Raw genomic sequence first — 14,775 nt, 5'->3', positions numbered from 1 at the left:
GATTAAGATATTCTGACAAGCGTAGCGCCATAACCAAAACGGCTCTTCTGCGTGTCTTGAAAATACTTAATATTTCCCAATTGGCTCAAATACTTGTGAATTTCTTTTTTCAGAACTCCGTTACCTATTCCATGGATAAAGGAAATTTCATCCATTCCAGAGGCAATTGCATAATTCAGGTTTCTTTCAAATACTTCCATCTGAAGCTTGAGCATTTCTGAATTGCTCATGAATTCATGTTCTTTGCTCAATTTTTCTATATGAAGATCAATTTCTCTGGGTGGCCTCGGGAATTCCTGAACCAGCGCCTTTTTACCGGGGTTTAATTGCTCATTAAGTTGATGAACATCAATTTCAACACTGTTTTCACTCAATTTGAAAACATAGCCTTCTTTTTCTATGATAGGAGCTTTCCCTTTGCTTTTGAAGAAGGAGGATGCCTTAAATTTTATTTTTCTTTCAAATGGTGTTTCTGTCTTTTCAATTCTATTGTTTATAGGGAAAAATTGTAGAAGGAGCGTGGGCCATTCTTCAAAGTTCTGAATTGATTTTTCAGTTACTTTCCGACTTGTTTTTGCTGGGATTTTTTCGGCAAGTAAGGCCTGGGAATTGCTTCCGTAATGCTCTGTGATTAAAGCTAAAGTGTCTTTTTCCGTATTGTTACTGATATAGACACTATGGTCTTTGTCATTAATAGGTAAGTAGGCCAAAAATAATCCTTCATTGGAATTGGAAACTTTGGATGGGATAAATTCAGTTGTTTTGGAGGACTCTGTATCACTTGAGCTACCGAAATGGGCCCTTTCTGCTTTCGAAATCAGGACCACCTCATTTTTCATAGCAGGGATTCGAAAACCATCTTCTATCTCTACTTCTACTCTCCCCCCAGCAGAAATTTTGGTGATTACCCCTTCTTCATTTCCATGCAATAATCTTACACGATCTCCTATATTCATCAATTCAGTGCTTTTTTGTAGGTTTCAATAGCCCTTTTCCGTGCGGCTTTATGAGCCACAATGGGTTCAGGGTATTTGTCAGTTCCATATTCAGGAACCCATTTTTTAATGTATTTCAATTCTTTGTCAAACTTTTCAGTTTGTGATTCAGGGTTGAAAACCCTGAAATAAGGTTGGGCATCAGTTCCCGTTCCTGCAGCCCATTGCCAACCTCCATTGTTGGAAGACAGTTCAAAATCCAGTAGTTTCTTTGCAAAATATGCTTCTCCCCACCTCCAGTCAATCAAAAGATGTTTGGTGAGAAAGCTCGCCACAATCATCCGGACTCTATTGTGCATGTATCCTGTCTGATTGAGTTCTCTCATGCCAGCGTCTACTATAGGATATCCTGTTTTTCCTTCACACCATTTTTCAAATTCATCTTCCTTATTTCGCCAAGGAATCTGATCATATTTTGGTTTGAAAGCTTTATCTACCACATCGGGATTGTGGTAAAGAATCATCATATAAAACTCCCTCCATATCAGTTCATTGAGGTAGGTTTTATTCAGCTCGTACGCTTCCAATGCCAGTTTCCGTATGCTAATGGTCCCAAATCTCAAATGGATCCCTAGTCTGCTTGTGCCGTTTATAGCCGGAAAATTACGGGTTTTGTCGTATTTTCTGATCAAAGGTTTATCAATTTCCAAAGGAGGAATCTTGATTTCGGTTTTTTCAAATCCCATGTCCTCCAGACTGGGGATATCCAATGGCTTAGTTTTAAAAAAGTTGCGTTTTCTTCCATCCAATGAGACAGTTTCGATTTTGGATTTGTGGAATTTCTCCAACCATACCTTGCTGTATGGGGTAAATACTTTATAAAAATCCCCTGAACCGTTTACAATCTCATCTTTTTCAAAGATCACCTGATCTTTGAAATCCAAAAACTGTATATTTCTTTCTTTGAGCAGTTTCTTGACCTGGGTGTCCCTTTCTTTGGCATAAGGTTCGTAATCCCTGTTGGTATAGACGTTTTGGATATCATATTCCTCCAATAGCTCTTGCCATATATCCAGAGGCTTGCCATATTTGACCAAAATACTGCTTTCAAAATCTTTGAGTCCATTGGATATTTTTTGGATCTGATCATGGATAAATTCTACCCTAGCATCTTTTTTATCCTCCAGGTCATCCAGAATATTTCTGTCAAAAATAAATAGAGGTAAGACATTTTCTTCTTGCTCAAAGGCATAGTATAATCCCGTATTGTCTTCTAATCTTAAATCTCTCCTAAACCAGAATATGCTAATTTGTTCCATATATAAATGATTGCTTGGGTTTAGAATACTTTAGCTTTTGAAAATGTTTTAATCCTCCTCTTCTTTTCTGGTTTTTATAGGCCTTTCAATAATTTCCAGGTATTCAGGCTCAATCTTTTTGTCCAGGTCTTTTAAAGGAATAGGCTTCCATTCATCAGCTTCCTCAAACTCATACCTCAGGAAGTCGTCTGTATCATTGATGCGTAATTTTTCCCTTTCCCCTGTTTTGATCTTATTCCACAGTTCACCGAAAGTATTGAAAGACAGGTTTTGGGATACAGAAACCCCGTAAGTGGCAACATTTCTGGCAAGAGAAAGTGATGTGAAGGTATTGAAATTATTTCTATTGTAAATTCTCATTCTATACCGACCATCTTCGGTAAGCAGATATTCTGCCTGCCAATCTCCTGCAATACTGTTCAGGTCAGCATTGCCCTGAAGATCCGTAAACCCTCCGTCTCTTGTGACTCTCAACCTTCCGTCAAGAAAGGTATAAGCCACCCGCAGCTGAAATGTTTCCAATGCCGTCTGGTCCAAGTTTGCCAAATCTATATCTACTTCCAGATTTTGATCTACTTGGGCAATAAAACTATTCAGTTGGGAAGAAAGTAATTGGCTAAGGTTTGAGGTTGCAATATTGCTGACCCCGCTAAACTGACCTTCAGGCGAAAGAGACCGCATCATAATCACTGAGAAAACCTGCCTGTTTTTTTCCTGCTCATCGTTGGCAATCCTATTTTGGAAGGCTGAGATATAGGTCTGAATATTTCCCTCTGATGGAAATTCAGCAAAATCAAAGTTAAAGGTGATATCTGGTGAAAGCAGATTTCCTTTTAAATCCATAATCACTCTGAGTGGCCATCTCCTGCGCATTTGTGGATCTTCCAAACCTTGATTTTGTACGTTTTGCAGATTTTGCAGGGATACACTTTCCTGATAATAGGCTCTTAGGTCCATTACCCCCTCATAGGGGTCTCCATACCAGGAAATCCTTCCGCCAGGTTCAATAACGAATTCTCTTCGAATGACATTATAAAGGGAGAAGTTGTACCGGGCTTCGGTGATTTCATAATTCCCCTGCATGGTGAAATTTCCTTGGGTATCAATACCCAGATTAAGCACGCCTCTTCCCCTTCCTTGAATATTTTCTCCTGTTCTTGGGTCAATCTGAATTTCTGTATAAGCCTCAGGGGTGATGTCCAAAGCGAAATTCATCCGCACATTGTTGATAGCCAATTTTTCAACAGATTCCTCAAAGGAAACCCTTTGGGTAGTATCGCGCACATTGATGATATTGATAAAATCTTCCTGTGCCTGAACATTTGAAGTGCCGAAAGGAATGAATATTCTCGTATTGGGTTGTGAAGTCGCTCTAGCTGTAATATCTAGGTTATTGGCAGCTCCAAAAATATTCAAAGTTCCGCTTACATTGGCGGTACCATAGAACAGATCATTGTCTCTGATAGAGGTGTTGAGAACTTGAAAGTTCTCCATATTAGAGGAAATATCCAGAACAAAATCCCTGAAATAGTCATGGGAAATTCCCCCGCGCATCCTAGCCCTGTTGTCGTTGATATCTCTCAGTGTAAGTTCTCTGAAACTGATCTCATTGGGTTCAAATACCAAGTTCCCATCTATGGTATAGCGGGTGTTGAGATAATTTACCAAAAGCCTGCCGCCACTTACTTTACCGGTTCCCAAAACCACTGGAAAAGCAACTGTTCCTCCTATTTCCAAGTCACCTGAAACCGTTCCTCCCATTTGAGTGACATAGTCTTCCAGAAATGGCTCCAATACTGAAAGGTTTGCTTCTTCCAGTTTAGCCAAAAGTGAAAGATTTTGATCTTCACTGCCCAAAGAGCCTTCCAGGGAGATTACTTTTTTTCCCTGCCTGTAATTATTCAATTCCACATTGATCAGTCCCTCGGAAAAAAATGTCCCCGCCTCTATATCACCGATGAGAAAGTTATTGATATAAAAATCATCAATGTTTAATTGCCCATTGATAGCAAGAGTTTCAAAGAAATTGCTGAAACCAAATTGCCCATTGGCCAATCCTTCAAATTCTTTCACTGAAAGTGTATTGAAAAAATCAAGACTTACATCTTTGATTTCCAGTCCAAGGACATCCTCAGCCTTATTGGAAATAACTCCATTCAGAGAGATGTATTGACTTTCGTTATACAGCTTCAGGTTGTCAAATAAGAAAGTATTGTCTGTAATAAATATGCTGTTTTCGGGGTCGAAATTCCAGACCTTGTCTATGATTTTGAGCTCAGAGGGTTCAAACACGATATTGGTATGGTCCGGAAAAATTGAAATCTCATTTTGGATTCTTATATAACTTCCAGTACTCAATTGATCCTGTTTGTAGGTGAAATCAATGTTGTTTTCATCCCAGATGGCTTCCATTTCGAGGTTGTTGAAAATCAGCCCTGAGGTAAGTGTTTGTTGCCTTGAAGACACAAAAAACGAAGCCAACACATCATTGCTTCGGGTTAGCTTTGAGGTGTTGAAATCCAGATTGGTATCAAAGAAGAAGTTGCCATTGTAATAAATACTGTCAATGCTTGAAAAGAAATTCAGGATTGTATTGTCTGGCGTTTGATAAAAGGCCCCTTCTATCAAAGTATTGGTAGAAATGGAAGCTTTGGGCTCTATCAGATTTATGATCGGGTTGATATCGATGAAATTCAGATTAATATCAATGCTATAAGGTTCATGCAAACCTACTTGACTGACATCTACAGTACTTTCGCTGTTGGTCAATATGGCAAAATACTCTTTGCTAAGGTTGGTTACATCGTTAATCAATTCATCGATTTTGAAAATTCCGGAAATTCCCGCCACCAAAAGGTCAGAGTTGAGGGATATGACTCTTGATTCATCCGTAAATAAGGACTGGAAAAAGAAATTGTCAATGTTGAGATTTCTCCCTTCATAACTTATCCCAATATCACTGAATCTGGCAATTCCTTCAATGTCATCCAAAGTCACTCCTTTGGTATCCATGTCTACTTTTCCACTTGCGAAGAGGTCCCTTTCCACGATTTTCAGTTCCTTCAGGTAAGCAGTGTCCAAAGACACATTGAGTCTAATAGAATCCTTTCCGTCTCTTACATCGAGTACACCCTGCGCCTCACCTTTCAAATAGGGGTCATTTACGGCAATATTTCCTCTGAAAAGATCTTTCCCGTAGGTTGCATCTGTACGGATATTGGTGTAATCATAGCCTAGGACCCCCATTTTGCGGATATCGGCATCTACTTCCAGCAAGGCTGTTTCTACTGAAAGCCCAGTACCTTTGATGCGGCCGGTCATTGATACTTTCTGGAAACGCTCCTTATCTTCGAGTAAAACACCCAAGTCGAGGTTATTTAGCTCCAGTCTACCTGAATAGGTTGGGGTGTTGTTTTCCAACTTGTAGCTCAGTCTTCCCAACATGTTACCTATGCCTGTCCGGAAATTCCCGTTGAATGTGAAAAAGTGAAGAAATCCCGAAAAATCCGTATCAAAGCGGATATCCCTAAATTTATTGATTTCCTGTCTGGCCTCCTTTGAAATATATGGAGAAAGGTCAGTACTGTTCAGAACCGAATTCATCAATGACATTTCAAAAAAAGTATTTCTGATATCAGGCAATCCATCGATTTTGAATTTTCCGAACAAGGCACTTCTTTGACCAAATCGGATCAGAAGTTGGTTTGAGATTAGTTTCTCAACAGTTCCGCTGATTTCGCCACTTAAAAAAATCCTGTCTTCAATTTCAGGTATTTCATCTGTGAAATAGTTTAAGTCTTTAATTTCCAAAACAGCCTCGTCAAGTCTGGCTAAAATCTGGACTTCCTGATTGAAATTCGAAAGAGATCGACTGCTGGGGTAGCTGAACTTCAGGTAGTCCTTAATTTCTGTGTTATTTGACCTTAAATAGAGATTATCAAATTCCATAAAATTAGGTGCATAGGAAAAATCCGTTTTGAGCTGTTGAAAGACCATTCCGGAAGTGGATTCTACTCCTCTTAAGTAATTCACCTTCATACCCAGTAGCGGGCCATCAGTATAAAAATTATCAGCATCGGCAATGAGTTCCCGAAATCTGAGGTTGTTGTAGTCAAAGCCCGAACTGACCGGTATAGCTGAATAATTCAGAATATCCAGTGATGTTTCATTGAAGTATATATTGGCTATTTCAAATCTACCCGATGGCTTATCCGGATCTTTGGTACCTGGCAAAATCCTGTTTATTTCCGAAAAAAACTCAGAAATATTGAGGTATTCCTCGCCTTCGTGGAAGATCAGACGGACATTTCCCCTTTCCATTTTAATCTGATCCAATGATGGATTTACTCTGTCAAAAAGCCCTTTGATCGAAAAGTCAATGTAGACTTCTTCCAGGTCGATCATTAGGCTGTCCTTTTGGTCATAAATAATCAGATCATTGAGGCTGATTGCGTCCCACCATCGGATTTTAACTTTGGAAATGCTTGTTTTAAAACCTGTATTTTTGCTGATGTAATTTGTAAGGTTATTGGTTAGCTTCGTTTGAAAGTAAGGAATCTGAAGCAAAGTTGCGATCAAAAATAGACCTAGGATAAGGAAAAGAGTCAGCCTGAAGATTAGCCTTAAGGCTTTCAGTATTTTTTCCGTAACTTTCGGGTTCTTTTCCAAGGATTAATTTACAATGAAAATCAATATTCTGGCCATTGAATCATCATGTGATGAAACGTCTGCATCTATAATTTCTGATGGCAAAATACTTAATAATATAATCGCCACGCAATCAGTACACGAAAAATATGGAGGGGTAGTTCCTGAATTAGCTTCTCGTGCCCATCAACAACATTTGATTCCGGTAGTCCATGAGGCCATCGCTACTTCAGGGATTACCAAGGAGGAGCTTTCGGCGGTAGCATTTACCAGAGGGCCTGGGCTCATGGGATCATTACTCGTAGGGGTGTCTTTTGCCAAGTCCTTTGCTTATGCATTGGATGTACCCCTGATTGATGTGAATCATATGCAGGCACATATTTTGGCTCATTTTATAGATGACCCAAAGCCAACTTTCCCTTTTATCTGCCTGACGGTTTCCGGTGGACATACCCAGCTGGTACTGGTCAAAGATCATTTGGATATGGAGGTAATAGGGGAAACCTTGGATGATGCAGTAGGGGAAGCTTTCGATAAAACAGCCAAATTGCTTGGTCTTCCATATCCGGGAGGTCCATTGATTGATAAATATGCCAAAGAAGGTAATCCAAAGGCTTTTTCTTTTCCTGTTTCAGATATGCCAAACCTTAGCTATTCCTTTTCGGGGATCAAGACCGCAGTTTTATATTTTCTTAGAGATCAATTAAAAAATAACCCGAAATTTATAGAGGAGAATTTAGCAGACCTTTGTGCATCAATTCAGTTTACCTTGATAAAGATGTTATTGCAAAAATTGAAGAAAGCAGCTGATATTTATGGCGTTAAGGATATTGCCATAGCAGGAGGTGTTTCCGCCAACTCAGGTTTGAGAAATGAGCTTCAAAGTCTGGCAAAAAAACATGGGTGGAGAACATTTATCCCAAAATTTGAGTACTGCACAGATAATGCTGCAATGATTGCCATGGCGGCACATTATAAATACCTGAAAGGGGAGTTTTGTGGAATGGATGTGGTCCCCGAGGCGAGAATGAAGATTTAGATGAAAGGAGAAAGGATGAAGGGAATTACGATTGACGAATTACGATTTACGAGGGGCAGAGCTGAGAGATGTCAATTGAATTAGGTTTGGGGGGATTTGGGAACAATAAGTAATATCGAATGATGAATTTCGAATGATAAATAATGAAGGAGGAGTTAGGAAAGGATGAGGGATGAGGGATGAAGGATGAACTAAGGTAGTGAGAAGTGGAGAGTGAATAGTGAATAATGAGTAGTGAAACTTTGGTTTAATCTACAATCTTAAATCTACAATCTTAAATCTTAAATCTTCAATAAATAGACCGACAAACATTAAAAGAAGAGACAGTTCAAAATGAAGGCACAAAGGAATTTTTAAAGAAATGGGACAAGAGAAAAAGAAGTTTGAGAAAATAATCAATATCAAAAATAAAAAGGCCAGTTACGAGTTTGAGTTTATTGATACCTTCAAAGCTGGTTTGGTTCTTAAAGGAACTGAGATTAAATCGATCAGGGAAGGAAAAGTTTCTTTGACTGAAGCCTATTGTTTTTTCAGAAAAGGGGAGCTTTTTATCAAGCAGATGCATATCGCTCCCTACTCCATGGCCTCAAGCTACAATCATGAAGCTGTACGCGAAAGGAAATTACTTTTAAGTAAAAAAGAGCTCGAAAAACTGGAAAGTAAATTTGAGGAAAAGGGACTGTCAATCATTCCGGTAAGGATATTTATCAATGATAAAGGATTGGCTAAGTTGGAAATCGCTTTGGCCCGGGGCAAAAAGGTGCATGATAAAAGGCAAAGCATCAAAGAAAAAGATACTAAAAGAGAACTGGCAAGAATGAAGTTTTAAAACATTCTTATTGAACGACAGGTTTTTCCATTCAAAGTTTTATCTTAGAGGTCTATGGAAAAGCGTGTTTTAGTTTTGAATTTGGATCACAGTCCGGTTGCAGTTGTGACTGTTCAAAAAGCACTCGTTCTCATTTTTTTGGAAAAAGTAAGTTGTCTAAGTAGTTACGATACTCTTGTCGTCAGAACAGTTAACAGAGAGTTTAATTATCCTGCAGTAATCAGGCTCAATGAGTATAAAAATATCCCCTATAAGGGGGTGTTGCTAAACAGGAACAATCTTTTTAAGCGGGATGGGAACGAATGTCAATACTGTGGATCCAAGAAAATGCTGACCATAGACCATGTGATCCCAAAATCCAAAGGAGGAAAAACCAACTGGTCCAACTTGGTGACAGCTTGTCACCGCTGTAATGTGCAGAAAGGGGACAAGTCTCCTGAACAGTCAGGGTTGAAGTTGAGAACAACTCCTTTTAGGCCATCTTTGAGTTTTTACTTGGCAGAGTATGCCTATCGCAATGCAGAAGAGTGGCTGCCCTTTTTGGAAGTAAAAGTGGTAGGAGTGAAGTGATATTTTTCGGACTCAATAGATCAGAGGAAACTATTTTTTCAATATTAGTGTACTGCCATTTACAAAAAGGTTTTTCTAATCATTGAAAATAGGAGTACCTTTGCAAAGTCATATAAATTCGCCCAGACCCAAATGAGTGACCAGATCAAACATGAATGTGGTATAGCCATGTTGAGGCTCCGAAAAGATCCGCAGTTTTACATCGATAAGTACGGCTCTCCTCTTTATGCACCCAACAAGCTCTATGTTTTGATGCAAAAGCAGATCAACAGAGGCCAGGATGGAGCAGGAGTCGCTAATATAAAAATTGATACCAAACCAGGTACAAGATATATAAGCAGATACCGCTCAATTGAACCGCAAGCCGTCAATTATATTTTTGACAAAATCCACAAGAAATATAAAAAAGCCAAAAAGCATGGAGGAGAAAAAGTGCTCTTTGATGCTGCTCATCTCAAAGAAAATATTGCTTTTTCCGGAGAAGTTTGGCTGGGGCACTTAAGATACGGAACACACGGTGAAAACAGTATTGAAACCTGTCATCCTTTTTTGAAACAAAACAACTGGAGAAGCAGAAACCTGGTTATGGCCGGGAATTTCAACATGACCAATGTGGAAGAGCTTTTCAGTAAGTTGGTTGAGCTAGGACAGCACCCCAAAGAAAAAACCGATACCGTAACCGTAATGGAAAAAATCGGACACTTTTTGGATGAGGAAAACCAGAGGATTTTTGACAAATACAAAAAAGAATACAGTAATGAGCAGATCACAGCAGTGATCGAAGATGAGCTTGATGTTGCCAGAATACTGAGACGTTCCTGCAGAGATTTTGATGGGGGGTATGCCATGGCAGGGTTGATTGGAAATGGTTCCAGTTTTGTTGTGAGAGATCCGTCTGGAATACGCCCAGCTTATTATTATGCAGACGATGAAATTGTAGTAGTAGCTTCTGAAAAACCCGCGATCAAGTCTGCCTTCAATATCGATTATAAGCAAATTAAAGAAATCCAACCAGGCCATGCTTTGGTGATCAATAAAGATGGCTCTTATGCAGAGCATGAGATTATGCCTGCTAGGGAGAAGAAATCCTGCAGTTTCGAAAGGATATATTTTTCCAGAGGGACCGATCCGGATATTTATAGAGAAAGAAAAGCCTTAGGCAAAGCCCTGATTCCTCAAATTCTTCAGGCAATAGATTTTGACCTCAAAAATACTGTGTTTTCCTATATTCCCAATACAGCGGAAACTGCTTTCTTGGGATTGATCGAAGGATTGGAAGATTACTTGAGTGCCAAAAGGCGCGAAGTGCTCTTGGAGGGGAAGCCACATTTGGAAGACCTTGAAGAGCTGTTGAATTTCAGGCCAAGAGTCGAAAAGCTAGTCAGCAAAGATGTCAAGCTTAGAACTTTCATTACCAATGATTCGGACAGAGATGCCATGGTGGCAAATGTGTATGATACGACTTATGAGGTTGTGCGGTCAGGAATAGATACTTTGGTAGTGATCGATGACAGTATAGTCAGGGGGACTACTTTGGAAAAAAGTATCTTGACTACTTTGGACCGCTTGGAGCCCAAGCGCATTATCATCGTATCTTCTGCTCCTCAAATCAGATTCCCTGACTGCTACGGCATAGATATGTCAAAAATGAGAGAGTTCATTGCTTTCAGGGCAACTTTGGAACTGATTAAAGAAAGGAATATGACATTTTTGATGGATGAGATTTATGAAAAATGTATCAACAGTCAGCAGGGCTCAATGAATTTTGTCAAGATGCTGTATGAACCATTTACAGATCAGGAAGTTTCAGATAAAATAGCTGAAATTATCACCACTGATGAAATTAAAGCTGAGGTGAAAGTAATTTATCAGACAGTCGAAAATCTTCATAAATGTATCCCAGATCATATCGGTGATTGGTATTTTACAGGCAATTTCCCTACCAGTGGAGGAATGCGAGTAGTCAACAGGGCTTTTGTGAATTTTATGGAAGGCAAGGCTGTACGGGCTTATTAGGTTGAATAAAGTACAAAGTACCAAGTACGATGTACAAAGTATTAAGTAAAATGAATAAGGAAATAAGAGTCAAGAAGCGAGAGACAAGAAGCAAGAGATAAGAGGCAAGAATTAAAAATCTAGATGGTTTAGGGTTTATTTGAGATATGAGGTTACTTGTTCTTTAAATTGGATGAGGTTCGTCGAAAAGTATTTTATAGCTTTTTTTGGTTTTTTGTAAAGTTTCTTTCATGCTATTTACGATTTAACTCCTCATGCAGAACTTTTCCCATTTGGGAAGAAAAACAATTTGAAAATGGAAATTAACGTAAGCTTATTGAAGCAGATTTGTGAAATAGCCGGAGCTCCGGGATATGAAAAACGTGTCAGAGACCTGGTGATTGAATTGGTCACACCTTTTGTTGATGAAGTGAAAACAGACAATTTGGGTAATGTGATCGCAGTCAAAAAATCCAAAAACAATCCTGTAGGGAAGAAAGTGATGGTGGCAGCCCATATGGATGAGATTGGTTTTATAGTAACCCATATTGATGACAAGGGCTTTGTTCGTTTCCATACTTTGGGGGGCTTTGATCCCAAAACATTGACAGCCCAGAGGGTGATCATTCATGGAAAAAAGGATTTGGTAGGAGTCATGGGAAGCAAGCCCATTCATGTTATGTCGCCTGAAGAAAGAACCAAGCTTCCCAAGACCACCGATTTTTTTATAGACTTGGGTATGCCGAAAAATGAAGTGGAAAAATACATCAGTGTAGGTGATCCGATTACAAGAGACAGGGAGTTGATAGAAATGGGGGATTGTGTCAATTGTAAGTCTATTGATAATAGGGTGGCGGTTTTTATCCTTATCGAAACCCTCAAGCAACTGGAAAATCCTGCCTTTGATGTGTACGCAACTTTTACGGTGCAAGAGGAAGTAGGTCTAAGGGGTGCGAATGTAGCCGCCCATGGGATCAATCCTGACTTTGGGATAGCCTTGGATACTACCATTGCCTATGATGTACCAGGAGCCCAATCTCATGAAAAAATCACTGAACTAGGCAATGGTACAGCTGTCAAGATCATGGACGGCATGACCATTTGTGATTACCGTATGGTGGATTTCATGAAACAAACAGCAGACAAGTATCAGATCAAGTGGCAGCCCGAGATCTTGACTGCCGGAGGCACTGATACTGCAGGCATCCAACGAATGGGAAAGCAGGGCTCTATTGCAGGGGCAATTTCCATCCCTACCCGACACCTACATCAAGTTATAGAAATGGCCCACAAGGAGGATATAGCTGGAAGTATCCAGCTTCTAAAAGCATGTTTGGAGGATATGGATGACTACAATTGGGATCACTGATAAATGAGGATTTTAGGCCTCAAGGCCTTTCTGCATCCCTTTTTGAATAATTTATTTTAAAATAAAAAAAAGTCTGTCCAAATGAAAGTGGACAGACTTTTTTTCTGTGATCCGGTTTGGTTCAATAAACCGAAGGTGTATTTACAAAAGCTTAGAAATTTTTGTTTTTAGTTTAATCCAACGGCTTTGGCTGCATTGACAAATCCATGTCCGTAGAATTCATCCTGTCCTGGCTTGCCCAAGTCAGTTGCAGATTGTCTCATTCTTGCAGCAACTTGAGCGGGGCTCAGCTTTCCATTGTTGGCTTGAAGTATCAGTGCTGCCACACCTGCTGCAGCTGGAGCAGCCATAGAAGTACCCTGTGCCCAAGCCCAGCCGTTGTTTACATTACAGCTGATAACCTGGTCAAACACCTCACAGAAACTGGTGAAAGATAGATTAGTGCCATTTAAGGTGCAATTACCATCAAATCCTTCCACTACCCATAGTCCTAAAGTCCCTCCTGGAGCTGCAAAGTCTACCAAAGATTTGCCATGATCGGTATAGTATGCCGGCTGTGAGAAGTTGTCATTTCCTAACAACCATCCGGTAGGGCCTGTAGAGCTTATAGAAAGTACGTGTTGGTTTTGTGCAGGAAGCTGAAATAGTTCCTTGGCATCATCAAAGTTGTTTCCACCGTTACCGGCTGCTGCTATTACGGTTACACCGTTTTGATAAGCAAATCTTGTAGCTCTATCATAGGTTTTTTGTAAGTCTCTAAAAGCATCTCTAAATTCTTTATCACTCCAAGAATCTCTGTATGGAATTGTAGCTCCCAAACTCATATTGATAATGTCTGCTCCTGCTCCTCCAGCTGCCTGAGGAGTCGCCGAATAAAGAATGGCTTCTAGGATCCATTCAAATGCTCCCGATCCTCCGTGAAGGGCTTTGACTCCGATGATGGTGGCTTCTGGAGCTATACCGACAATTCCATTTCCTGCTGCAGCCACTATGCCTGCCACGTGTGTGCCATGCCAGAAGCCGCCAAGATCTTGGTTGAAATTCACACCCGGAACAGTAGACCTTGAACTCTGAATGTCCATATTTGGTGCCAGGTCCACATGCGTAGCAAAAAAACCACCATCTATCACAGCAACCCTTACTCCATTACCGGTGAAACCATTGTCCCAAGCGGCAGGAGCATCAATGGATGAAGGAGCCCACTGAAACCCATCAAGAAATGCATCCTGGTAATTGAAAGGTGTTCCTGCAGAACTTGAGCTGCCTCTTCTTGCTGTACTTAAATCCAATTGAATATCTTCACCTCTTGTTTCAGGTTCTTTGGTGTACTGAAGAATTAAATCAGGTGTTACCGATTCTACTCCGTTGATTTTTTTTGCATTAGAAAGAAAGTCAGGAGTTCGGGCAACCGCCACTGCCACACCTATTTGAGGGAAAGTTTTGACAATTTCACCTCCTGCATTTTGAATACTTCCCTCTAAGTTATTGGGAAGATTTTGCCCTTTACTTAGGATCAAAAATCTTCCTGTAAAATCACCTTCTCTAAGGTTGGTAAAGTCTGTTATGTCAGCCAGTTCTTCGAAATGAAATTGGTTGAATACAGACTCCTCTTCTATCAAGTTTTCCTCAATCTGGACAAGATCTTCCATTTCGCTTTGACAAGCGGAAAACAGAAGGACTACAATCATTAGAAAATGCGAAAATCTGGGTTTGGTCGAACACATCATAATTGTAAATTAAAGGTTTTAAAATAGTGATAAGTGGTACAAAAAAGAGTTGGTTTTGTTTTTTAATAAGCTTTTTAATCTGTCTGAATACTAATCCAAACTGAAATAAGCTTTTGTAAATACGGAGAAATATAAAATAAATATTTTATAAAATACATTTTAATAGAGCAAAAATGTGTTTTATTAAGCATTAATGTTAAGAGTTTTGATGTTTTGAAACAGCGGTCATTATTATATGAATGGTTTGTGGGTGGTATTTCGTTCGTTTAGAAAAGTTTTTTACAAGTGTATATAGTGAATTTTTAATGTTAGATACATTTTTTAATATGAATATCCGCCTACATA

9 protein-coding genes are annotated in these 14,775 nt (G+C 39.6%); 5 read left to right on the top strand and 4 right to left on the bottom strand.

The genetic code is table 11. The annotated features are described in order from the left end of the window. Nucleotides 1-2: 2 nt before the first annotated feature. Genes A33Q_RS00050 through A33Q_RS00040 form a run of 3 tightly spaced genes read right to left on the bottom strand, consistent with a single transcriptional unit; the run spans nt 3 to nt 6,922 of the window. The gene (locus A33Q_RS00050; protein ID WP_009035192.1) at nt 3-956 is read right to left on the bottom strand and encodes a Smr/MutS family protein; all 954 of its coding nucleotides are present in this window, start codon (nt 954-956) and stop codon (nt 3-5) included. Then, a complete protein-coding gene (locus A33Q_RS00045) occupies nt 956-2,254 on the bottom strand; it encodes a cryptochrome/photolyase family protein (protein WP_009035191.1) in 1,299 nt (432 codons plus the stop codon). Before A33Q_RS00045 ends, A33Q_RS00050 begins: the two co-directional genes overlap by 1 nt. 48 nt (nt 2,255-2,302) lie before the next feature. Then, the gene (locus A33Q_RS00040) at nt 2,303-6,922 is read right to left on the bottom strand and encodes a translocation/assembly module TamB domain-containing protein (protein ID WP_009035190.1); all 4,620 of its coding nucleotides are present in this window, start codon (nt 6,920-6,922) and stop codon (nt 2,303-2,305) included. A 13-nt stretch (nt 6,923-6,935) separates the two neighbouring features. Here A33Q_RS00040 and tsaD point away from each other — a divergent pair, with 13 nt between their 5' ends. From tsaD to A33Q_RS00015, 5 genes are all read left to right on the top strand, one after another. Further along, on the top strand, nt 6,936-7,940 hold the full coding sequence (gene tsaD, locus A33Q_RS00035) for a tRNA (adenosine(37)-N6)-threonylcarbamoyltransferase complex transferase subunit TsaD (RefSeq protein ID WP_009035189.1): 1,005 nt from the start codon (nt 6,936-6,938) through the stop codon (nt 7,938-7,940). A gap of 361 nt (nt 7,941-8,301) precedes the next feature. Beyond that, a complete protein-coding gene (smpB, locus tag A33Q_RS00030; protein ID WP_009035188.1) occupies nt 8,302-8,769 on the top strand; it encodes an SsrA-binding protein in 468 nt (155 codons plus the stop codon). Between the two features lie 54 nt (nt 8,770-8,823). Further along, nucleotides 8,824-9,339, top strand: coding sequence for an HNH endonuclease (locus A33Q_RS00025; RefSeq protein WP_009035187.1), 516 nt, complete (start codon nt 8,824-8,826; stop codon nt 9,337-9,339). 132 nt (nt 9,340-9,471) lie between these two features. Then, complete coding sequence (locus tag A33Q_RS00020) at nt 9,472-11,355, top strand: amidophosphoribosyltransferase (RefSeq protein WP_009035186.1); 1,884 nt, start codon at nt 9,472-9,474, stop codon at nt 11,353-11,355. Between the two features lie 295 nt (nt 11,356-11,650). Then, nucleotides 11,651-12,703 carry a M42 family metallopeptidase gene (locus A33Q_RS00015; RefSeq protein ID WP_009035185.1) on the top strand — a complete coding sequence of 351 codons (1,053 nt, stop codon included), beginning with the start codon at nt 11,651-11,653 and terminating at the stop codon, nt 12,701-12,703. 167 nt (nt 12,704-12,870) lie between these two features. Here the strand turns inward: A33Q_RS00015 and A33Q_RS00010 are convergent, their stop codons facing one another. Further along, a complete protein-coding gene (locus A33Q_RS00010; protein ID WP_016254386.1) occupies nt 12,871-14,352 on the bottom strand; it encodes a S8 family peptidase in 1,482 nt (493 codons plus the stop codon). Between the last annotated feature and the right edge of the window lie 423 nt (nt 14,353-14,775).

Source organism: Indibacter alkaliphilus LW1 (assembly GCF_000295935.2).
Classification (GTDB): Bacteria; Bacteroidota; Bacteroidia; order Cytophagales; family Cyclobacteriaceae; genus Indibacter; species Indibacter alkaliphilus.
Note: the sequence above shows the minus strand (reverse complement) of the source record. Positions and strands in the feature narration are given on the sequence as shown.

Bases quoted from the DNA above. Each gene is read 5' to 3' on its own strand.
- A33Q_RS00050 (WP_009035192.1), bottom strand. From the start codon at position 956: ATGAATATAGGAGATCGTGTAAGATTATTGCATGGAAATGAAGAAGGG.
- A33Q_RS00045 (WP_009035191.1), bottom strand. From the start codon at position 2,254: ATGGAACAAATTAGCATATTCTGGTTTAGGAGAGATTTAAGATTAGAA.
- tsaD (WP_009035189.1), top strand. From the start codon at position 6,936: ATGAAAATCAATATTCTGGCCATTGAATCATCATGTGATGAAACGTCT.
- smpB (WP_009035188.1), top strand. From the start codon at position 8,302: ATGGGACAAGAGAAAAAGAAGTTTGAGAAAATAATCAATATCAAAAAT.
- A33Q_RS00025 (WP_009035187.1), top strand. From the start codon at position 8,824: ATGGAAAAGCGTGTTTTAGTTTTGAATTTGGATCACAGTCCGGTTGCA.
- A33Q_RS00020 (WP_009035186.1), top strand. From the start codon at position 9,472: ATGAGTGACCAGATCAAACATGAATGTGGTATAGCCATGTTGAGGCTC.
- A33Q_RS00015 (WP_009035185.1), top strand. From the start codon at position 11,651: ATGGAAATTAACGTAAGCTTATTGAAGCAGATTTGTGAAATAGCCGGA.
- A33Q_RS00010 (WP_016254386.1), bottom strand. From the start codon at position 14,352: ATGGAAGATCTTGTCCAGATTGAGGAAAACTTGATAGAAGAGGAGTCT.